At 67.7% G+C, this 19691-nt stretch carries 24 protein-coding genes; 14 read left to right on the top strand and 10 right to left on the bottom strand.

Going from position 1 to position 19691, the window contains the following annotated elements; translation table 11 throughout:
* Nucleotides 1–4 precede the first annotated feature (4 nt).
* The 5 genes from VB739_RS02660 (at nucleotide 5) to VB739_RS02680 (ending at nucleotide 4722) form a co-directional block, all read left to right on the top strand.
* Nucleotides 5–976, top strand: coding sequence for a CHAD domain-containing protein (locus tag VB739_RS02660; RefSeq protein ID WP_323355587.1), 972 nt, complete (start codon nucleotides 5–7; stop codon nucleotides 974–976).
* A gap of 77 nt (nucleotides 977–1053) precedes the next feature.
* Nucleotides 1054–1686 (top strand): Crp/Fnr family transcriptional regulator, encoded by a 633-nt coding sequence (locus VB739_RS02665; protein WP_323355588.1) that lies wholly within the window; start codon nucleotides 1054–1056, stop codon nucleotides 1684–1686.
* A gap of 44 nt (nucleotides 1687–1730) precedes the next feature.
* Nucleotides 1731–2423, top strand: coding sequence for a response regulator transcription factor (locus VB739_RS02670; protein ID WP_323355589.1), 693 nt, complete (start codon nucleotides 1731–1733; stop codon nucleotides 2421–2423).
* Nucleotides 2424–3524, top strand: coding sequence for a HAMP domain-containing sensor histidine kinase (locus VB739_RS02675; RefSeq protein ID WP_323355590.1), 1101 nt, complete (start codon nucleotides 2424–2426; stop codon nucleotides 3522–3524).
* Nucleotide 3525: 1 nt separating this feature from the next.
* Entirely contained in the window at nucleotides 3526–4722 is a 1197-nt protein-coding gene (locus VB739_RS02680; RefSeq protein ID WP_323355591.1) for an aminotransferase class I/II-fold pyridoxal phosphate-dependent enzyme, read from the top strand.
* A 23-nt stretch (nucleotides 4723–4745) separates the two neighbouring features.
* On the opposite strand, the gene VB739_RS02685 is transcribed toward VB739_RS02680, so the two are convergent.
* From VB739_RS02685 to VB739_RS02700, 4 genes are read right to left on the bottom strand one after another with little or no spacing between them, the layout of a single operon-like run.
* Complete coding sequence (locus tag VB739_RS02685) at nucleotides 4746–5462, bottom strand: hypothetical protein (protein ID WP_323355592.1); 717 nt, start codon at nucleotides 5460–5462, stop codon at nucleotides 4746–4748.
* A complete protein-coding gene (locus tag VB739_RS02690; protein WP_323355593.1) occupies nucleotides 5459–5824 on the bottom strand; it encodes a hypothetical protein in 366 nt (121 codons plus the stop codon). The genes VB739_RS02685 and VB739_RS02690 overlap by 4 nt, the downstream gene beginning before the upstream one ends.
* Nucleotides 5821–6174 carry a hypothetical protein gene (locus VB739_RS02695; protein ID WP_323355594.1) on the bottom strand — a complete coding sequence of 118 codons (354 nt, stop codon included), beginning with the start codon at nucleotides 6172–6174 and terminating at the stop codon, nucleotides 5821–5823. Before VB739_RS02695 ends, VB739_RS02690 begins: the two co-directional genes overlap by 4 nt.
* Entirely contained in the window at nucleotides 6171–6779 is a 609-nt protein-coding gene (locus VB739_RS02700; protein WP_323355595.1) for a MotA/TolQ/ExbB proton channel family protein, read from the bottom strand. Before VB739_RS02700 ends, VB739_RS02695 begins: the two co-directional genes overlap by 4 nt.
* A 23-nt stretch (nucleotides 6780–6802) precedes the next feature.
* Here VB739_RS02700 and cysK point away from each other — a divergent pair, with 23 nt between their 5' ends.
* From cysK to VB739_RS02715, 3 genes are all read left to right on the top strand, one after another.
* The gene (gene cysK, locus VB739_RS02705) at nucleotides 6803–7783 is read left to right on the top strand and encodes a cysteine synthase A (protein WP_323355596.1); all 981 of its coding nucleotides are present in this window, start codon (nucleotides 6803–6805) and stop codon (nucleotides 7781–7783) included.
* A 37-nt stretch (nucleotides 7784–7820) separates the two neighbouring features.
* Nucleotides 7821–8246: a hypothetical protein gene (locus tag VB739_RS02710; RefSeq protein ID WP_323355597.1), complete on the top strand. Its 426-nt coding sequence runs from the start codon at nucleotides 7821–7823 to the stop codon at nucleotides 8244–8246.
* Nucleotides 8247–8341: 95 nt separating this feature from the next.
* Complete coding sequence (locus tag VB739_RS02715; RefSeq protein ID WP_323355598.1) at nucleotides 8342–8623, top strand: 2Fe-2S iron-sulfur cluster-binding protein; 282 nt, start codon at nucleotides 8342–8344, stop codon at nucleotides 8621–8623.
* Between the two features lie 15 nt (nucleotides 8624–8638).
* Here the strand turns inward: VB739_RS02715 and gorA are convergent, their stop codons facing one another.
* Genes gorA through VB739_RS02730 form a run of 3 tightly spaced genes read right to left on the bottom strand, consistent with a single transcriptional unit; the run spans nucleotide 8639 to nucleotide 10972 of the window.
* Nucleotides 8639–9997: a glutathione-disulfide reductase gene (gorA, locus tag VB739_RS02720; RefSeq protein ID WP_323355599.1), complete on the bottom strand. Its 1359-nt coding sequence runs from the start codon at nucleotides 9995–9997 to the stop codon at nucleotides 8639–8641.
* Nucleotides 9994–10650, bottom strand: coding sequence for a pentapeptide repeat-containing protein (locus VB739_RS02725; RefSeq protein ID WP_323355600.1), 657 nt, complete (start codon nucleotides 10648–10650; stop codon nucleotides 9994–9996). The genes gorA and VB739_RS02725 overlap by 4 nt, the downstream gene beginning before the upstream one ends.
* Nucleotides 10628–10972: an ArsR/SmtB family transcription factor gene (locus VB739_RS02730; RefSeq protein ID WP_416233290.1), complete on the bottom strand. Its 345-nt coding sequence runs from the start codon at nucleotides 10970–10972 to the stop codon at nucleotides 10628–10630. Before VB739_RS02730 ends, VB739_RS02725 begins: the two co-directional genes overlap by 23 nt.
* Before the next feature lie 107 nt (nucleotides 10973–11079).
* On the opposite strand from VB739_RS02730, the gene acsF reads away from it, so the two are divergent.
* A complete protein-coding gene (acsF, locus tag VB739_RS02735; protein ID WP_323355601.1) occupies nucleotides 11080–12132 on the top strand; it encodes a magnesium-protoporphyrin IX monomethyl ester (oxidative) cyclase in 1053 nt (350 codons plus the stop codon).
* Complete coding sequence (locus VB739_RS02740; protein WP_323355602.1) at nucleotides 12129–12683, top strand: long-chain fatty aldehyde decarbonylase; 555 nt, start codon at nucleotides 12129–12131, stop codon at nucleotides 12681–12683. Before acsF ends, VB739_RS02740 begins: the two co-directional genes overlap by 4 nt.
* 1 nt (nucleotide 12684) lies before the next feature.
* On the opposite strand, the gene VB739_RS02745 is transcribed toward VB739_RS02740, so the two are convergent.
* Both VB739_RS02745 and VB739_RS02750 read right to left on the bottom strand, forming a co-directional pair.
* Nucleotides 12685–13617 (bottom strand): L-lactate dehydrogenase, encoded by a 933-nt coding sequence (locus VB739_RS02745; protein ID WP_323355666.1) that lies wholly within the window; start codon nucleotides 13615–13617, stop codon nucleotides 12685–12687.
* Nucleotides 13618–13717: 100 nt separating this feature from the next.
* Complete coding sequence (locus VB739_RS02750; RefSeq protein WP_323355603.1) at nucleotides 13718–14047, bottom strand: hypothetical protein; 330 nt, start codon at nucleotides 14045–14047, stop codon at nucleotides 13718–13720.
* Between the two features lie 207 nt (nucleotides 14048–14254).
* Between VB739_RS02750 and VB739_RS02755 the strand changes: the two genes are divergently transcribed.
* The 4 genes from VB739_RS02755 (at nucleotide 14255) to hemN (ending at nucleotide 18959) form a co-directional block, all read left to right on the top strand.
* Entirely contained in the window at nucleotides 14255–14533 is a 279-nt protein-coding gene (locus VB739_RS02755) for a hypothetical protein (protein ID WP_323355604.1), read from the top strand.
* A 419-nt stretch (nucleotides 14534–14952) separates the two neighbouring features.
* Nucleotides 14953–16221 (top strand): hypothetical protein, encoded by a 1269-nt coding sequence (locus VB739_RS02760; RefSeq protein WP_323355605.1) that lies wholly within the window; start codon nucleotides 14953–14955, stop codon nucleotides 16219–16221.
* A 626-nt stretch (nucleotides 16222–16847) separates the two neighbouring features.
* Nucleotides 16848–17537, top strand: a complete 690-nt coding sequence (locus VB739_RS02765; protein WP_323355606.1) for a biliverdin-producing heme oxygenase — start codon at nucleotides 16848–16850, stop codon at nucleotides 17535–17537.
* A gap of 51 nt (nucleotides 17538–17588) precedes the next feature.
* Nucleotides 17589–18959 (top strand): oxygen-independent coproporphyrinogen III oxidase, encoded by a 1371-nt coding sequence (gene hemN, locus VB739_RS02770; RefSeq protein ID WP_323355607.1) that lies wholly within the window; start codon nucleotides 17589–17591, stop codon nucleotides 18957–18959.
* A gap of 6 nt (nucleotides 18960–18965) precedes the next feature.
* Here hemN and VB739_RS02775 read toward each other — a convergent pair whose 3' ends face one another.
* Nucleotides 18966–19685 (bottom strand): SDR family NAD(P)-dependent oxidoreductase, encoded by a 720-nt coding sequence (locus VB739_RS02775; RefSeq protein WP_323355608.1) that lies wholly within the window; start codon nucleotides 19683–19685, stop codon nucleotides 18966–18968.
* Between the last annotated feature and the right edge of the window lie 6 nt (nucleotides 19686–19691).

Here is a 19691-nt window from a genome sequence, read left to right on the forward strand (position 1 = left end):
TCCCATGGCCAGCCCGCACGATGATCACGCCTCCAGCAATGGAGCGTTCGCCGTCGATCTGATCGCCCGCTTCACCGACAAGCTGGTGTCGCTGCAGGGGCCCGTGCTGGCCGACAGCGATCCCGAACCCCTGCATCAGATGCGGGTGGCGTTGCGGCGTCTGCGCACCTGCCTGCATCAGTTCGCCCCCGCCCTGCAGCTGCCCAAGGCCGTTGCAGACCCCCGTCTGGCCAAGACGGTGCGACGGCTCGGCATGGCACGGGACCTGGATGTGCTGAAGGAACGGCTCGAGAAGGATCTGATGCCCGAGCTGCCCGAGGCGGAGCGGAAGGCCCTCAAGCCCGTGCTGAAACAGCTGCGGCGCGAGCGGGCCCTGGCCTATGAGCAGGTGGTCAGCACCCTCCAGAGCGGTGGCTATCTGAAGCTGCTCTCCCAGCTGCAGGGCTGGCTGCGCCATCCCGACCTCACGCCGCTGGGGGAGCTGCCGCTGCTGGGGTGGACCCTGGAGTGGCAGACCCCGATGATTGCCGGGTTGTTCCAGCACCCCGGCTGGTTCATCCTTGAGCAGCAGGGGGACATGGAACGGGTCCACGACCTGCGCAAGCGACTCAAGACGGCCCGTTATGGCCTTGAGAACCTGGGGGCCGTCACCGGCTCACGCTGCCGGCACTGGGTGGTGGAACTGAGGGATCTGCAGGAGCTGCTCGGGGAACTCAACGATCTCCATGTTCTGGAGCGGGCGATCGATGACCAGTTGCCGTCCGGACTGGCCAGGAGCCTGCCGGCGCTGGAGGCCCTGTTGCACCGCAGGGCCCAGGGCTGCTGGGAGCAGTGGCGGCACCGGGCCGATGGACTGATGCTGCCCGAGCGGCGCCGCAGCCTGTCGACGGCCCTCTGGATGGAGCGGCACTCCGACAGTCCCTCTGGCAGCCACCCCGAATCGGATCTGTCGGCCCTGGCCTTACCGAGCTCTTAACCAAAGCACTACCAGCTCTTTGCTCGTTTGCTGGGTGTCGCTGCATACAGTTCGCTGCATCCGACGCGCTTTTCCCGATGGTATTCACGCCCTCCCGTGAATCCGGTAGCAAGGATGGATTCCGCGATCTTCTCGAAGCTAATTACCAGAAACGCAGTCTGGTTCATGTCAGTGCCGGCAGCAATGTGCCGCTGCTGAAGAACAACGTCTGGCTGGTGGTTCGTGGCATGGTGAAGCTCAGTGCCATCACGATTCACGGCGACGACATGCTGCTTGGGCTGGCCGGCCCCAACGAACCCTTCGGCGATCCCCTCAATGGCGTCGAGGCCTACTCCGCCACCACCCTGGTCGACACCGACCTGCTCTGCCTGAGCTGCGCTGAGATCCGCCAGGACGGTGCCCTGGCCGTGGCCATGCTCGAGGCCCTCGGACTGCGCATCCAGCAGAGCCAGGCCTTGCTGGCCCTGATGGGGCTCAAGCGCGTCGATGAACGGGTGCGCGGTTTTCTTGAACTCCTGGCCAGCGAATACGGCCAGCCCTGCGAATCGGGCCTGCGCCTCAACCTGCGCCTGACCCACCAGGAGGTGGCCAGTGCCCTGGCCACCACCCGCGTCACCGTCACCCGCGTGATCGGCGCCCTGCGCGATGAAGGCTGGTTGCAACTGGACGGCCAGCGCCGCCTGGTGGTCAGCTATCTGCCACGCCGTTGAGACAGTTCTGGGATCTGCCCCCCGCCGACGCCGATAATGCCGGCATGCATCCCCCCCTCCTGGTCGTCGAGGACGACGACACGATCCGAGAGACGATCCGCGACGTCCTTGTCTTAGAGGGGTTCTCGGTCACGGCCTGCGGTAACGGCCGCGAGGCTCTTCGCACCCTGCAGGAGCGCCCGCCGGGAGAGGAGTTTTCCCTGGTGGTCCTGGATCTGATGCTGCCGGGCCTGGGGGGGCTCGATCTCTGCCGCCAGCTGCGTTCCGCCGGCAACCAGACCCCCATCCTCGTGGTCAGTGCCCGCGACAGCGAGACCGACCGGGTGCTGGGGTTGGAGGTGGGTGCCGACGACTACCTGATCAAGCCCTTCGGCCTGCGCGAGCTGGTGGCCCGCTGCCGCGCCCTGATGCGCCGCAGCCGCTCCGTGGAGGTGACCGCCAAGGTGTTTCAGCACGCCAACCTCAGCCTCTTTCCTGAGGAATGCCGGGTCACCCGCGATGGCCTCGAGGTGAATCTTTCGCCCAAGGAATACCGGCTGCTGGAGCTGTTCATGCAAAACCCCCGCCGCGTCTGGAGTCGCGACAAGCTGCTGGAGCGGGTCTGGGGCTACGACTACTTCGGCGACAGCAAGACCGTCGACGTGCACATTCGCTGGTTGCGCGAAAAGCTGGAGGCCAATCCTTCGGCCCCCGAGCATCTGATCACCGTCCGGGGCTTCGGCTACCGCTTCGGCTGAATGGGGGTGCTGCTGGCCGGGCTGCTCGGGCTTGCCCTGGGTTGGCTGCTGGGGCGCCGCCGCCGCCCCCCCGGCCAGGGCCTCTCCGGGCTTTCGTTGCCCCAGCTGCTGCGCTGGATCGGCGAAGCCCCCGATGGCTGGTTGATTCTCGATGGGGTCGATCGCATCCAGTTGATCAACCTGCGGGCCGAACGGCTGCTGGATGTTCCCGGGGCCGGACTGCGTCGTCAGGAGCCGCTCGAGAGGGTCTGCCGTTCTGCCGAGCTGCTGGAGGGGATTCGCAACGCCCGCCGGCGGGAGCGCCCCCAACGGCTCGACTGGGAGCCGGGCGACCAGCAGCTGGCCGTGGTGGTCCTGCCCGGCGATGGCGGCTGGGTGGCGGTGATGCTCCAGAGCCGTCGTTCACTCGAAGCCCAACTGGAGCAACAGGAGCGCTGGGTGAGCGATGTGGCCCACGAACTCAAGACGCCCCTCACGGCCCTGCTGCTGGTGGGGGACAGCCTGTCCGCCCACGTCAATGACGCCAATGCCGTGCTGGTGGAACGGCTGCAGCGGGAGCTGCTGCGGTTGCAGCGGCTCGTCGGCGATCTGCTGGAACTCTCCCGGCTGGAGAACACCCTCCCGGAGGGGGTGCGCCTGCGCAGCCGTGTCGATCTGCCCCAGCTGGTGCAGCAGGTGTGGCTGGGTCTGCGCCCCCTGGCCGAGCGCCGTGGCATTCGCCTGGAGCTGGCGGCGGAGTCCCCCCTGGGCGTGATGGGCGATGGCTCGCGGCTGCACCGGGCCGTGCTCAACCTGCTCGACAACGCCCTGCGCTACAGCCCGGACGGGGGCACGGTGCGGGTGGAGATCGAAGCGGCGGCGGGGTGGTGTCTGCTGACCATCCGCGATGAGGGCCCCGGCCTCAGCGAGGACGACCTGGAGCACATGTTCGAGCGCTTCTACCGCGGCGATCCCTCCCGGGTGCGCAGCGACCGTGGCGGCAGCGGCCTGGGCCTGGCGATCGTCCAACAGATCGCCGTCACCCACGGCGGCCGCATCCAGGCCGCCAACCATCCCGAGGGCGGAGCGGTGATGGAACTGCTGCTGCCGGCGGGGGCCTGAGATGGGCGACGCGTTTCCCCAGGCGGCAGGACGGATGGCGGCGGTGGCCGATCCGGTCATCGCCCAGGTGGGCGCCCTGATGCGCCAGCGCCCGCAAGCCCTCTCCCTGGCCCAGGGCATGGTGGACTGGGCACCACCGCCGGGGGTGAGCCGGGCCGTGGCCCTGGCCCTGGCAGAAACGGATCGGAGGCTGGATCGCTACGGGCCGGTGCAGGGGGAGCCGGCCGTGCTGGAGGCCGTGCGGCGGGAGCTCACCGAGGAGCGCGGCCTGGATCTGGAGGGCAGCGAGCTGCTGGTCACGGCCGGCAGCAACATGGCCTTCAACGCCATCGCCCAGGTGCTCTGCGACCCCGGCGACGAGGTGCTGCTGCCCCTGCCGTTCTATTTCAACCACGCCATGGCGATCCGCCTGGCCGGCGGTGTGCCCGTGCCGGTGGCGGCGGGGCTGGTGCCCGATCCCGACCGGCTGGCGGCGGCGATCACCCCCCGCAGCCGCGCCATCGTGACCATCTCCCCCAACAACCCCAGCGGCCTGGTGACGCCGCCGGAGGTGTTGGCGGCCATCAACAACCTCTGCCACCGCCATGGGCTGGTGCATGTGAGCGACGAGGCCTATGCCGATTTCGTCCATGGCTCGGTGCCCCATGCAAGTCCTGGCCGGTTGCCCGGCAGCGGCGGCCACACGGTGTCTCTGTTCTCCCTCTCCAAGGCCTATGGCATGGCGGGCTGGCGGGTGGGTTACGCGGCGGTCCCGCGCCAGCTGATGGGGGCCCTGGCCAAGGTCCAGGACACGGTGCTGATCTGCCCGCCCCAGGTGAGCCAGCGGGCGGCGCTGGCGGCCCTGGAGGCCGGACCCGCCTGGTGCCGCCCCCATGTCGAGGCCCTCGGCCAGCGGCGCCGGCAGTTGCTGGCCGCGGTGGCGGCGGCCAGGGACGGCGGACTGGCGGTGGAGCTGCTGGGTCCCCCGGATGGGGCCTTCTATGGCCTGCTGCGGTTCCCCTGTGCCCTCGATGGGGAGTCACTGATGCGGCACCTGGTGCTGGGACACGGGGTGGCGGCCCTGCCCGGCGACAGCTTCGGCCTGCCGGCGGCCAACGGCCTCGGCCAGCTGCGGCTCAGCTACGGCATGCTCGATGGCCCGGATCTGGACGAGGCCCTGCGGCGCCTGTTTCAGGCTCTGGCCGTTCTGGACCGGTAGGGCGACCAGAGGCCTGACGTGGTTCAGGGGGTAGCGCTGACCGTTTTGCTTTCGCCTGCGGCGGCCAGCATCCAGAGCGCTGTCCCCTCCGGCCACAGCAGCAGCAGCTTGTCGCCGGAGAGGACGGCGAGGGGATCACGGACGGGCAGCCCGGCGGCGCGCGCTTTGGCCAGGGGCAACCGCCGCCATTCCACGCCCTCTGCCGGCACGACCATCCCCTCGGGAGACTCCCGTGTGGCCGTTGCCTGCTCCCACAGACCCGCCAGGGCTGTGGCTTCGGACGCCTCGAGGGGCCGGGCCTGCAGGGCCAGGGCGAGCAAGGTGCTGACCGCGGTGGGTTCCGCGCCGGCCCTGGAGAGGGGACGGTCCTGGGCGGCCTCCCGCTCCGCCGCCGTGGCGCTCGCCACCCGGTCCTGGGTCCGGACCCTGTGGGCGTCCGTGCCACGCCGGCGACTGGCTGCCCCGGCGCGGGGTTCGGGCGGCAGATCCGTCGGCGGTGGAGGCGGCAGGGAGCTCAGGGAAGGCAGGGCCAGCAGGGGCAGGGCCGGCTCCCGGGCCTGCTGGCGGCTGAAGCGCAGCAGCTCGGGGGTGTCGTCCGCCGGGATGGCGGCTCTGCTGGCCACAGAACGCTGGGCGGGGCGCAGGGCCGGCAGCAGCAGCAGCAGCCCGTTCAGGGCCAGGGCCACCAGCAGGGGGAGCTGGAGGCGGCGCCAACGGGGGAAGGACAGGCTGGCTTTCATGGCAGTTGCAGTTCCAGGGGCAGGTCCGTGCGGCCCAGCCGCCCCATCAGCTGCTGCACGGCCCCCCAGGGCACGTCGCGGTCGGGAACCAACCGCAGGGTGGGGCGGCCCTGGCCAGCTTCGAGCCGTTGCAGAACGGGGATCAGCTGCTCCCTGGGGACCGGCTGGTTCCACAGCCGCACCTGCCCGTCGGCGGCAAGGCGCAGGCTGACGATCCCCTGGCTCGCCGGCCGCTGGGCCAGCCGCTGCGGAACCAGGATCAGCGCCAGGGTCAGCAGCGTCAGGCCCGTCGCCATCGCCCCGAGGGCCAGGGCGTCCAGCGATGGCCCCCAGACAGGGTTGGGATCGGCTTCAGGGTTCATGGTTGCTTCTGGGGCAAGGTCAGCACCACCGGCCGGGGACTGATCGTGCGCAGTTGGGCGAGGGAGCGGCTCACCTGCCCCAGGGGCAACGTGGCCGCCGGCAGGAAACGGATCTCGGTGCGCTCTGGCTGGGAGGCCAGCAGCCCCGGCAGCCGGCGGCGGGACACCGGCTCCCCGTTGACGAACCAGCGATCCTCCGGCGCCTGCACGATCCACAGGGCCCCGGTGAGGGCCTGTCCGCCCTGGGGGCGCAGCCGCGGCTGGCGCTCCCGGGCCAGGTCGGCCAGGGCGGCGACCGATCCGCACAGCAGCACGGTCAGCCCCACAAGCGCAGCAAGGGCGTAGGTCATGCCGGGGGGAGCCAGGCACGGCCGAGGCGCTGCAGCCGCAGGCACTGGCTGCGCCGCAGCCACTGGTTCGCGACCAGGCCGGTGCTGGCGATCAGGCTGAGGATCAGCCCGATGGCCGTGCTCAGCAGCACCTGGCCGAACCCGGCCAGGTTGGCGCCCGCCGGCAGCAGCAGCTGGGGGCCGAGGCTGGCGAGCACCTGCATCAGACCGAGCACGGTGCCCACCAGCCCCAGCAAAGGGGCCAGCACGACGGCGGCCTGCAGCAGCGGTTCACCGAAGCGCATCTCCAGGTCCCAGTCCTCCAGCTTCCGCCCTGCGGCCGGCGCCCCCTGGTCCGCCAGCAGCCGCTCCCACTGCTGCCGGCGGGAGGCCCGGGTGCGCCACCAGTGCCACCAGTAGCGGCCCCGGTCGAGCACCACGGTCACCACGGCGATGGAGAGCAACAGCAGCAGCAGGGCGACGGGCCCATGGATCCCGGGGATCGGTGTCTTCACCCCTGGCAACGTTCTATGGCTGAAGCCGATCGTATGGGCCGATGTCGCCGGCACCACGTGCCGCAGCTGCTTGACAGTCCCCGGCGAGCGGGCGCTGACTAAGGTGCCCATGGACCGGATCCAGAGGGAGCGCCATGAGCCCCATCCATGCCGATAACAGCCTCAGCATCGGGCAGACCCCGCTGGTGGAGCTGCATCGCGTCACGGAGGGATGCGGGGCGCGGGTGCTCGCCAAGATCGAGGGCCGCAACCCGGCCTATTCGGTCAAGTGCCGCATCGGCGCCGCGATGATCTGGCAGGCCGAGAAGGATGGTCTGCTGGGGCCCGGCAAGGAACTGATCGAACCCACCAGCGGCAACACCGGCATCGCCCTGGCGTTCGTGGCGGCTTCCCGGGGCATCCCCCTCACCCTCACGATGCCGGAGACGATGAGCCTGGAGCGCCGCAAGCTGCTCACCGCCTACGGCGCCAACCTGGTTCTCACCGAAGGTCGGCTGGGCATGGGCGGGGCGATCGGCGCGGCCCGGGAGCTGGCGGAGTCCGAGCCTGACCGCTGGGTGATGCTGCAGCAGTTCATGAATCCGGCCAATCCCCGCATCCACCACGACACCACGGGACCCGAGATCTGGCAGGACACCGATGGTGTTGTGGATGCGCTGGTGGCGGGCGTCGGCACCGGCGGCACCATCACCGGCGTCAGCCGCTACATCAAGACCACCCTCGGTAAGCCCCTGGTGTCCGTGGCCGTGGAGCCGCTCAACAGCCCCGTCATCCGCCAGACCATCGCCGGCGAGGACCTCAAGCCTGGCCCCCACAAGATCCAGGGCATCGGCGCCGGGTTCGTGCCCGCCAACCTGGATCTCAGCCTGGTCGATCGGGTGGAGGCCGTCAGCGACGAGGAGGCGGTGACGATGGCCCGCCGCCTGATGAAGGAGGAGGGAATCCTGGCCGGCATCTCCTGCGGCGCCGCCACGGTGGCCGCGCTGCGGCTGGCCAGGGAGGCGGCCTTCGCGGGTCGCACGATCGTGGTGGTGCTGCCGGATTCCGGCGAGCGTTACCTCAGTTCGGTGCTGTTCGAAGGCATGTTCAACGAACGGGGCCTGGCTGCCGTTTGATCCCACCGACCGCGCCCGCGCTTCGAGGCCATCGCCGATGAGTTATCTGCGCCAGATCATGCAGCGGCTCCACGACCGCTCCACCCCGTTGCCGGCGGCTGAGCGGGGTGAGGCCCAGGGCCGCCTTGAAGAGCATCTGGCCCTCTACGGCACCCGGCTCGAGGCCTGCAGCGACGCCATGCTCCAGTACGAGGCCGCCTGGCTGGAGCAGCACATCGACAGCCTTGAACTCTGCGGGCGGCAGCCCACCATGCTGGCCAGTGCCGGTGGTGCCGAACGGGTAGAAGCGCTGCTGCAGGAGAGCCTGTGTTTTCGCCAGCGGCTCGAACTCTGCCGGCGGCAGCGGGGCTTGGAGGGGGATGGGCTGCGGGCCGCCGTCGTGGCCAGTGAGCATGCCTGGGAACTCAGCGACCCAGCCCTGCGGCGGGCCTGGGGGTTTCCCGTGGAGCCACCAAACGCCTGAGGCGGCCCTGTGCCCACTCGCGCACGCTGTACGCCTCGATACACCCCCCAGGCCCCGACTCCCCAAGGATTCCCTGCGATTCCTGCTGCGGCGCCATGGCGAGCTTCACAATCACTCTGGAAGGGGGCAAGACCTTCCCCTGCCCTGACGACACCTACATCCTCGATGCGGCCGAGGAGCAGGGCATCGATCTGCCCTACTCCTGCCGGGCCGGGGCCTGCAGCACCTGTGCCGGCAAGATCCTCTCCGGCAGCGTTGACCAGTCCGACCAGAGTTTCCTGGACGATGAGCAGATCGGCGCAGGCTTCGCCCTGCTCTGCGTCAGCTACCCCCTCTCCGACTGCACCATCCAGCCAGGCGTCGAAGAGGATCTCTGACCGACTTGTGTCCGATCAACCCGGCATGGTGACGAACTCCTCGGCCACCGAGGGGTGCAGGGCCATGGTCCGGTCGAAGTCGGCCTTGGTGGCCCCCATGCCGATGGCGATCGCCGCCATCTGAATGATCTCGGCGCTGTGCTCGCCCACCATGTGGCAGCCCACCACCTTGTTGCTGGCCTTTTCCACGATCAGTTTCAGCAGCACCCGGGGGCCACGGGCCGGCAGGGCCTGGGCCATGGGCCGAAAGCGGGCCCGGTGCACGCGGATGCCATCGGTGCCGAAGCGTTCGATCGCCGCTTCCTCGCTCAGCCCCACCCCGGCCAGTTCCGGCTGACTGAACACGGCACTGGCCACCAGGTCGTGGTTCACCTGTCGGGGCTTATTTCCGTACACCGTGTCGGCGAAGGCGCGGCCTTCATCCACCGCCACCGGCGTCAGGTTGACCCGGTCGGTCACGTCGCCGACGGCATGGATGTGGGGCACGTTGGTGGTCTGGTCGGCATCCACCGGGATGCGGTGGCCTTCCACCGCCACCCCGGCCGACTCCAGCTGCAGCCCTTCGAGGAAGGGCCGACGGCCGGTGGCCAGCAGAACACCGCCACAGGGGAGCACCTCACCGCTCTGGGTGACGACCTCCAGGGCTCCGGGCACGCCGGTGATGGCGGCGGGGCTGTGGGCGAAGCGGATCTCGATGCCTTCGGCCTCCATGGCCTCCTGCACCGCCGCGGAGGCCTCCCGATCGAAGCCCCGCAGCAGGTGATCGCCACGCACCAGCAGGGTCACCGCCACGCCCAGGCCATGCAGGATGCAGGCGAATTCACAGGCGATGAAGCCGGCGCCCACCACCACCACCTGGTCGGGGAATCGCTCCTGCAGGAACATGTCGTCGCTCACCCAGCCCAGTTCGGCCCCTGGGAGCACGGGCCGGTGCGGGCGGCCGCCGGCGGCGATCAGAATCCGGTCCCCCTTGAGCCGTCGGCTGGTGCTGGATCCAGGGACCACCTCGATGTGGTGGGGATCGGCGAAGCGGCCCCAGCCCCGCACCAGCTCGACGCCCGCCTTCTCCAGCAGGCCGATATGCAGCTCATTGAGCCGGTCCACTTCGCGGCGCACGTTGGCGAGCAGCACCGAGGCATCAGGCCGGAAGCCATCCAGCTGCCAGCCGTAGCTGGCCGCATCGGCCAGCAGGTGCCGGTAGGCCGAGCCGTAGACCAGCAGCTTCTTGGGCACACAGCCGCGGATCACGCAGGTGCCTCCCACCCGATCGCCCTCCACGATCGCCACCGAGGCCCCGTAGGAGGCCGCCCGTTTGGCGGCGGCCAGGCCACCGGAACCCGCCCCCAGGACGATCAGATCGAAGCAGTCGGTCATGGCAGCAGGGCGTCGTGGAGCAGGGTGCCATCCAGCATGGCGTCCCGGAGATCGGTGTCCCGCAGGTCACAGCCGCTCAGGTCGGCCTCGCGTAGATCGGCGCCTTCCATGTTGGCGCCGTAGAGACAGGCGCCGCGAAGATCACTTCCCTGCAGTTGGACGCCCTGCAGCAGGGCGAAGCTGAGATCGGCCCCCTGGAAATCGGCCCCGCCGAGGTCGGTGCGCTGGTCGAGAGCGCTGCGGAAGTCGGCCTCCACCAGCCGGGTGGACCGCCAGAGGCTGTGGGCGGCCAGCACGCCCCGCAGGCAGCAGCGGTGCATCAGGGCGGCGCTGAAATCGGCCCCCTGCAGCCGCGCCGCCGATAGGTCGGCGTCGTGCCAGAAGGAGCCGCCGGCCTTCAGGGCGGAGAGATCGGCCCCCCACAGCAGGGCCTGCTGGAAGCAGGCGCCCTCCACGTTCGCCCCCGCCAGCCGGGCATGGCCGAACCGCGACTCCTTGAAGCAGCCGCCGTGCAGGTCGCAGTCCCCCAGATCCAGCGCCACCCCATCGAGATCCCCCAGCCGCAGGCCGGCGAAGTCGCGTCGGCCTGCGGCGAGGGCCTGTTTGAGGGCGTCCAGATCGGCGGGGAGGTCAGAGGATGGCCGCAAGGGCATCGAGTTGCTGGCGGCGGGAGGCGAGCATCAGTTTCTTGGCCTGAACCAGGAGCTGGAAGACGCCCTTGTCGATCACTTCATAGAACACCAGGCTTCCTTCGGGCCGGCGTCGCACCACGCCGGCGATCGTGAGCAGCTTGAGATGCTTGGAGACCAGGGCCTGGCTGAGGCCGGTCTTCTCGACAACGGCCGTGACATTCAGCGGGCCCGGACGCAGGGTCTCGAGCACGGTCAGGCGGTTGGGTTCGGAGAACACCTTGAAATAGTCGGCCAGGGATTCCATCGACCGCTCCAGTGCCTGGGATGGGGCAGATGGTACCACGCTGTCGTCTCAGACCAGTCATGCAGAATCGTGAAACCAGCTTTCTGCATCAACCGGATCACGTAGTATCACGTTGTCGTTATGACGTGAAGCACGTCGCCTGTCCGATGACAGCCACCCTCTCCTCTGCTGCCGTGGCCCCGTCCGCGGCCGCGCCGGCCGCCCCGCACCTGCGCGAGGACCTGCTGACGCCGCGCTTCTACACGACCCAGATCGCCAAGGCGGCCCGCACGGATCTGGAGCAGCAACGGCCGGCCTTCGACGCGATGCTGGCCGAAATGGAGGCGGACTACAACCGGGAGCATTTCGATCGCAAGGCACCGCTGGATCGGCTCCGGGATCTGGGCCCCGAGGAGAAGCAGGCCTACGAGAGCTACCTGGTGCGCTCCTGCGTATCGGAGTTCTCCGGATTCCTGCTGTTCAAGGAGCTCTCCCGCCGGCTCCTCCAGGCGCAGCGTCCTGAGATGGGGCGGCTGTTCCAGCTGATGGCCCGCGATGAGGCCCGCCATGCCGGCTTCCTCAACCGGGCGCTGGTGGCCGAGGGCATCGAGATCGACCTGCCCAGCCTGAGCACGAAGCGACCGATCACCTGGTTCCCGCTGAGTTGGGTGCTCTACAGCGTCTTCCTGTCGGAAAAGATCGGCTACTGGCGCTACATCCTGATCGATCGCCATCTCAAGGCCCACCCCGACAACAACTTTGCGCCGCTGTTCGATTTCTTCGAGCCGTGGTGCCAGGACGAGAACCGCCATGGCGACATCTTCAACATGCTGATCCGCTGCTGGCCGTCCCTGCGCCAGGGGCTCCGCGGCAAGGTGCTGAGCCGCTTCTTTCTCTGGTCGGTGTTTCTCACCCACAGCCTCACCGTGTGTGAGCGGGGTGACTTCTACCGGATCCTGGGCATGGATCCGGAGGCTTTCGATGCCGAGGTGATGCGGCAGACCAACCGCACGGCGCGCCGCGCCTTCCCCTGGGTCTTCGACCTGGAGAACGGCCAGTTCATTGCCCTGCGCAATCGCCTCGTGACCTGCTTCCAGGAGATGGGCGCCGCCCGTCGCGAGGGGGCCTCTCCCCTGCGTCAGCTCGGCCTGAAGCTGCGCTTCGGCGCTCTGCTGTGGCGCCAGTTCTTCCAGCCGATGCTGCGGGTGGAGGCGGTATGAACGCCGCCTACGGCGAGGCCTACAGCCGCATCAACGCCCTGGTGATCGTCGGAGAGGGGTTGGCGGACAGCCACTTCCGCCTGCTGGCCGGCCTGTTTCCGGACGACAGGGACGACCTGATGCCGCTGGCGCAGCGGCTGTTCGCGCCCCTGCATCGCCTGTTCCGCGAGGCGGTGCGCACGGGGGATCGGGTCAGTGCCCTGGTGATCCAGTGCCTGATCGTGGAGAGCTTCGCCGTGGCGGCCTACCGCTGCTATCAGCCGGTGGCCGATGCCTACGCCGCCCCGATCCTCCAGACGGTGCTGGCCGCCTGGTTTCCCGAGGTGGCGGCTCCGATTGCGGCCTGCTGCGAGCGCGCTGTGCCGATCGTGCTGGCGATCCTCAACGCCGTGCGTGCCGATCTCACCGCCATCGGCATCGATCCCGCCGAGTTGGTGGGCGAGTTCGTGGGCTGCTTCCAGGCGGCGATCGAAGCGGTGGGCTTCGAGCCGCGCCAGGCCCGGGGGCTGGTGGCGCGGTTGGCGGGCCAGGCGGTGGAGCTGGCGGCCTAGGTCAGAACCCAGCCGCATCGAGCATTCCCCGCAGCACCTCGGCGCTGTGGCGCAGCTGCCCCATCTCCTTCTCCGTCAGGGCCATCTGCACCAGGGCGGCGGCGCCGCTGTCATTGACGATCGTGGGCAGGCTGAGGCAGACATCGGGCAGGCCGTAGTGGCCGTGGCTGCGGCTGCTCACGGTGAGCATCTGATCCTTGCTGCGCAGCACCGCCTCGACGATCTCGGCGGTGGCCAGTCCGATCGCCCAGGAGGTGCTGCCCTTGAGCCGGATGATCGCGTCAGCCGCCTGGCGCACCTCGCCATGGAACAGGTCCTGAAGCTCAGGGTCCGCCAGGGTGCGGCTGCCTTCCCAGCCGCCATCGACCAGCCCTGAGCCAGCCACCACCACCCGGCTCCAGAGCGGCACCTCCGAATCACCGTGTTCGCCGATCACGCAGGCCTGGACGTCCTGGGGATCGATGCCCAGCCGGCGACTGATGGCCATGCGGAAGCGGGCCGAATCGAGCACGGTGCCCGAGCCGATCACCCGGTGGGCGGGGAAGCCGCTCAGCTGGCCGGCGATGTGGGTGAGCACATCCACCGGGTTGCTCACCACCAGCAGCACCGCCCGGGGGCAGTGGAGCGCGATCGGTGGCACGAGCCTGCGGAACAGGGCGGCATTGCGCTCGATCAGATCCCGCCGCGACTGGCCCGGCTGCTGGGCCACGCCGGCGGTGATCACCACCAGGTCGGCATCGCGTCCCTCCTCCTCCACGCTCCCGGCCCGCAGGTCGGTCCGGGGCAGGAAGGGCAGGCCATGGCAGAGGTCCATCACCTCCCCCTCCAGCCGGTCATGGGCCACATCCACCAGCACCAGCTCCTCTTGGCAGCCCCGATGCAGGATCGCCACGGCACACGCCATGCCCACGGCGCCGCAGCCCACGATCACCACCTTGCGGCCGGGGAGGGTGCGGGCCCGCGCCTGGGCGCCGGTGGGCAACAGCAGGTTGCAGAAGGGGGCGGCGGAGGCGTCGCCAACGGCTGGGGTGAGATCAGCCACCGGTCTCACCGATCAGACCTTGGCGCTGCAGCAGCACCAGCAGCTCCTGGATCTGGGCGGCCCGGCCCGTTGGCAGGGCAAGCTCGTTGCCCAAGGTGGTGAGGGCCGGTATGGCTTGGTAGATCAGTTCCTGCCAGTGGTCACGGCGGTAGAGACCCGGCAGACCCTCGATGAGCTCGTCAAAGGCCAGCGGCGTCATGCGCCTGGAAGGGGAGCGGTGGACCAGCTGCTCCTTGAGAATGGCTGCCTTCTCACGGCCGACGTTGCTGTCGCAGCAGATGGCGGCCAGGGGAATGGCGGCGACGGCCTCGGCAGGGGTCATGGAGAATCCCTGATCGGTTCCCTTCATTGCAGCTCCTGCCTGTGAACCAGGAAGCTAGCGCGACACAAACCTTGGTCAATTCAGGAGAGTGTGCTCCCGCATTCCAGCAGCATTCTTCCTTTCTGACTTTGATGGAAGACCTTCCGTCAAGCGGCCTGGAACACCCCCCTTGATGAGGCTCGATGCGAGACTCTGGCGATGACGGCGGTGCAGACTTCTAACGGCAGCAGCGCCCGCTTCGGCGCCACTGTGACGCCGGAAGCGGTCAACGTCTGCGCCTATTCCAACTTCGCCATCCAGGTCGAACGGCGGCGCTTCGATCGGCAGAACGCCGCTGTCCCCGATCTCGTCGTCGAGCTGGATCCGGTGGGGCAGCGCACCTATCAGCATTGGCATGGCCCCTGGCAGCCCGAGCGCGGTCTCCACGTCGATGGCCGCCACTTGCTGCTGGATCTCTATGGCCTGGGAGACCCACTCCTGCGCTGACGCCGCCGGGAAACGGTGGGGGACGAACCCCATGCCCAAGGCTTGACGTATCCCCCCATCTGATGTGGCGCCGTTCTTACCGAGAAGATCCCCTACCTCCAGGCCCTTCGCCTGCCACGATCGCTTCGATCCGTTGTTGGCACTGAGGGCGCTCCTCGTGTTGGGGGCCGGCGCGGCATTCCCCTTGAGGGGACGTGAAGGCCTGGTGCAGACACAGCTCCTCGTCCAGATCCGGTCCCAGGCACCAGAGCTCGATGTCTCCTCCCTTGTGATGGCGGCGTTCCTTGATCCGTTCAGGCAAGGCCCTGAAGCCCCCCCGGACTGTGCAGTCTCCCCGCATCAACAGGGTCGCTGCCGGCCTCTAACCGCTGCTCCTACCACTGGCTGACCTGGATCAGGTGCGACGACTGAGCGCCTCCATGGCGAGCTTGGCCTTAGCTTCAGGAGTGAAATCGCTACGGACGCCACTGCCCATGCCGAGAGCAATGGTGGTAACTAAATCCATGGTCTATTCGCTGGTGGTGGCCACCGCCGGTGCATTTTTAAAGAATCACACCCCCAACTATGGGTGGTGCAGGAGCATCCCAGACCTTCGGGCTCTGCTATCGAAATCCCATGCTGAACTCGCCTTCCAGACTGTCACCTCAGTCATGCGTCCATCTCTGCACATCGAGAAGGAGCTTGGCCATGCCTGTGGAGAAGCCTGCCTGAATCTCTACTATGACCTGGCTTATTTCTCGGCGTTACTTTTTGGTGTTTTGTTGTTATCGAGAACCCTTTTTCGCATCCTTCAATCGCCAACGCAACTCCCCCACGAGCAGCGCTGGGCCCGATGGATCCTCTTCATTTTGCCTGTCTACATTATTTTGTTTTCAGGCGGGTCCTTTGTCGACGCTTTGTATCCAGCCTCTGTCATAGGTCTGCTTGCCTTGATTCACTTGGGCAGCGGTAAACGTGTCACTGTTCCGGTTGGTGCTTCGATCTGCCTGCTTGCCTTGTTCTTTGCATTTTCTGCAGATATGTCGAGGCCCTACGCTCCCTATATCCTGGTATTCATTCTCTTGTCTTCGGTACTGAATAGAAAGTTATTGGTGGCTTCAGGGCTTCTGCTTGGCCTTCTTCTGGCCTCTCCCTACCATATCAACCAGCATCGCCTGATAAATACATTCATGCTTACAAATTACACGGGTTGCAATCTTGCCGAGGTCTTCATTAATGCGCCGAATATCAAAGGCGGCATCGATATGTCGGTACACAGTGGAATCGAAGTGGCAGAGTATTGCAAGGAAAATCAGCAGATTATCAAGAACTATATTCTGTCTGATCCACTGAGCGCCATGAAGGATGTTCTGGAGCCTCAGCGCTTGGCACGAATCGTTTTCCCGGCACCCTTTTCGCCATGGAAGTACGTCCGGCTTCCCAGCCCAGCAGGGCTTGAGGAAGCTCTGCAGTGGCTCATGTGGGTAGCTCTTGGCATTTTTCTCTATTACCCTCTTCTGCGCATGATTCTTGCCAATCTCTGGCAAAGCGTGAGCAAAAGGGCATTGGTGTTCTCGGCGTTCGCCTGCTTCGCTCCTCTCCTCTTTACGATTGTGGGCAATGGCGGGCAGGAGGCTGGGCGCCTCAGCCTGGCCTACATCCTGCCCATGGCATTCTTTTATTCCTGGCTACAATTAAAAAGGCTTTAGATCAGCCCCAACGTCGTCCCGAATTTAAGTTGTTTCCCATTCCAGGCTGAGGCTTGTTTTTTGACGGCCCTCCTCCAGATGCGTGTTACGCACGGCATGTGGTCAGTCGCCAAGAAGCCAGGGGCGCGCCCGAGATTCTGTTCGGCATGGAATCATTCCTTCCATGGGACACACTGATGCAGGAGATACTGATCGATAAAGGTTAGCTACCATCATCATGCGCAGTATGGATAAGAGCACAGGACAGATTCTGGATCACACCATGACCTGGCCTTCCGTGATGGCTTCCACTGTTGCGCAGTAGGCGTTGTCTGTGGGATGCATGGCCTTTCGCGCTGATGCTGCATCTGGCTTGGTGCACTCTTTGTCAGGACCGCTGCCACTGTGCCTGAGGGGAACACAGCGGTGCAGACCCATTTGGAGGTGTGACGATTCAACGGCGCTCATCGGCAGCGAGCGGATACGGGTGCACCTGGCGGTGCTCAGCCTGGGGCACTTGCGGCGTTTGTTGGTGTGGATGCGGGAGTTGCAACAAAATCGCAACTACTGCAGCATGGATCAACAGTAGCGTTATACCGTATGAGCCAGCGCCCCTCTGGGCCCGTTCTCCTTCGGTTCCGTTCCCCATGACCACCGCCATTCCTGCCGCCATCTCCGACCATTCCAGGCCCGCCGATGTGCTCGCCCGCAAGGGCTTCGGCCCCCGGGTGCGGCGGCTCCATGGCCGCATCGGTGCTGCCCACCACCAGGCCGAGGGCATGTCCTTCTCCCGGTCCCTGCTGGCGGGCCAGGCTCACCCGCGCCAGCTGGCGGCCCTGGTCCGTGCCCTCGCCCCCGCCTACGCCCTGATCGAGGCCCAGGGCCCCCTGCTCGCTGCCGCCCTGGGAGCCGAGGGCTTCCCCTGGGCCGACCTGGCCCGCAGCCAGGCCCTGCACCAGGACATCGCCAGGCTGGCCATTGTGCCGGCCACGCCCGCTTCTGCGGCGGCTGAAATCTGGTTGGAGCACTTGCAGCGCCTGGCGAAGCAGGCCCCGCACCGGTTCATGGCCCACGTCTACGTGCGCTATGGCGGCGATCTCTCCGGTGGCCAGCAACTGGCCGAGCAGGCCAAGGCCATCCTCGTCAGTCAGGGACTGTCGCCCCTGCAGTTCTGGGAGTTCCAGCGCCCCCTCCCCGAGCTCAAGCAGCAGCTGCATGACGCCATCGAACGGATGGACCTCAGCGAGGACGAGGAGCAGGAGCTGTTGGAGGAATCGGTGGTCGCCTTCCACGACACCCAGCGGTTGCTGGCGGAGCTGGGGGACCTCGCCGCCTAGCCGCCCCGCCCAACAACCCGCCTCTCTCCCGCCACACCCCCTTCCGACACCATGACCCCAGCGGCCACCGCTTCATCGCCAGGCGCCACCACGATCGATCTGCTGCTCAAGCACGACCGTCCCGTGCCCCGCTACACCAGCTATCCCACGGCCGCGGCCTTTCACGGGGGCGTCACCGCCGCCGATCTCGAGACTCAGCTGGCCCGCCGGACGGACGAGCCGCTGTCGCTCTATGTGCATGTGCCCTTCTGCCGCAACGCCTGCTGGTTCTGCGGCTGCAACCGGGTCACCACCGGCGCCGGCTCAACGGTGGTGGGTCCCTACCTGGAGGCCCTGGCCGCTGAACTGGAGCTGATCACGCGCCACTCCGCCCAGCGCCGGCGCCTTGCCCAGCTCCATTGGGGTGGGGGCACCCCCAACTATCTGACGATTCCCGAGCGCGAGAGCCTCTGGCGCTTGATCGAGCGTCACTTCGACCTGGAGGACGACCTGGAGGCCTCCATCGAGGTCAATCCGGAGGCCCTCAGCCGGGAGGACGTGGTCGCCATGCGCCGCTTGGGCTTCACCCGGATCAGCTTCGGTATCCAGGATGCCGATCCCCTGGTGCAGCGGGCGGTGAACCGGGTGGTGCCGGTGGACCAGCTGCGCCGTGCCATGGCCTGGATGCGGGAGGCGGGCTTCGACAGCGTCAATGTCGATCTGATCTGCGGTCTGCCGCTCCAGACTCCGGAGCGGTTCGAGGCCACCCTGGCTCTGGTGCAGGACCTGCGCCCCGATCGGGTCTCCCTGTTCTCCTTCGCCTACCTCCCCGACCAGCTGCCCCTGCAACGCAAGATCGCTCGGCAGGATCTGCCCTCCCAGCGGCAGCGGCTGCAGATGCTGGAAAGTGCCGCTTCCCGTCTGGGCGGTTGCGGCTACGACGCCATCGGCATGGATCACTACGCCCTCTCTGGCGACAGCCTGGCCGTCGCGGCGCGGCAGGGGCGCCTGCACCGCAACTTCCAGGGCTACACCACCGGTGGGGAGCTGGAACTGCTGGGGGTGGGTCCCACGGCGATCAGCCAGTTCCCTGGGCTGTTCAGCCAGAACCAGCGGGATCTGAAGGCCTACGGGGCTAGCATCGCCAACGGTCAGCTGCCGGTGGAGCGGGGGCTTGTGGTCAGCGATCCGGAGGTGCTGGAACGGCGGGAGCTGATCCGGGAGGTGATGTGCCAGTTCCGGGTGGCGATCGACCCTGTTCGCTTCAACCGCGAGTGGGCCGATCTGACCCTCCTCGCCAACGACGGCCTGGTGCGCCTGAGCCAGGTCGATGGCCTGGGTCTGGTGGAGGTCACCACCTCGGGCCGCTGGCTGATTCGCACCGTGGCGGCCGTGTTCGACCCCTCCCAGCGCCGGGCGGCCTCCGGATCGCGCCTGATCTGAGCGGCCTCAGCGTTCCAGCACGCAGTTGATCTTCAGCTCGAAGGGCACGGCGCTGGCGGGCAGCCGCAGCAACTGGGCCGTCAGGGCCGCCAGATCCTCGGGCTGGGTCATGGCGGAGGCGGGAAGTGCGGTCACCTGGGAGGCCATGGAGGTGTTGACCCAGCCTGGGCAGATCGCCGTCACCCGGAGGCCGGCGTCCCAGCCCTCGTTGCGCATCGACTGGCAGAGGGCCATCAGGGCGAACTTGCTGCAGGCGTAGGCCGCCAGGGGGCCCTTCACGCGCTGGCCGCTCATGGACACCAGGGTGATCACCCGGCCGTCGCCGCTGGCCACCAGCGCCGGCCAGGCGGCCCGGCTGAGCCACCAGGGTCCCATCAGATTGACGCGCCACAGCGCCTCGATCTCCGCGTCCTGGCCGGCCTCGAACAGCAGGCCCACCCGGGAGAACACCCCTGCGCAGTGGATCAGCCCATCGATGCCGCCGAACTGGGCCACGGTCGCCGCCACCCAGCTGCTGGCCCGGCTGGGATCGCAGGCGTCGTAGGGATGGAGCAGCACCTGCTCGGGGCAGCGGCGAACGGCCTCCAGCAGCGGGCCTGGCGGCAGCCCGGCGGGATCCCGCACCCCCAGGCTGAGGCGATGGCCTTCGGCCAGGGCCCGTTCGGCGATGGCGCGGCCGATGCCCCGGCTGGCGCCGCTGATCAGCAAGGTGCGGAACTGGGCCATGGCCGG

Source organism: Cyanobium gracile UHCC 0281 (assembly GCF_034931305.1).
Classification (GTDB): domain Bacteria; phylum Cyanobacteriota; class Cyanobacteriia; order PCC-6307; family Cyanobiaceae; genus Cyanobium; species Cyanobium gracile_A.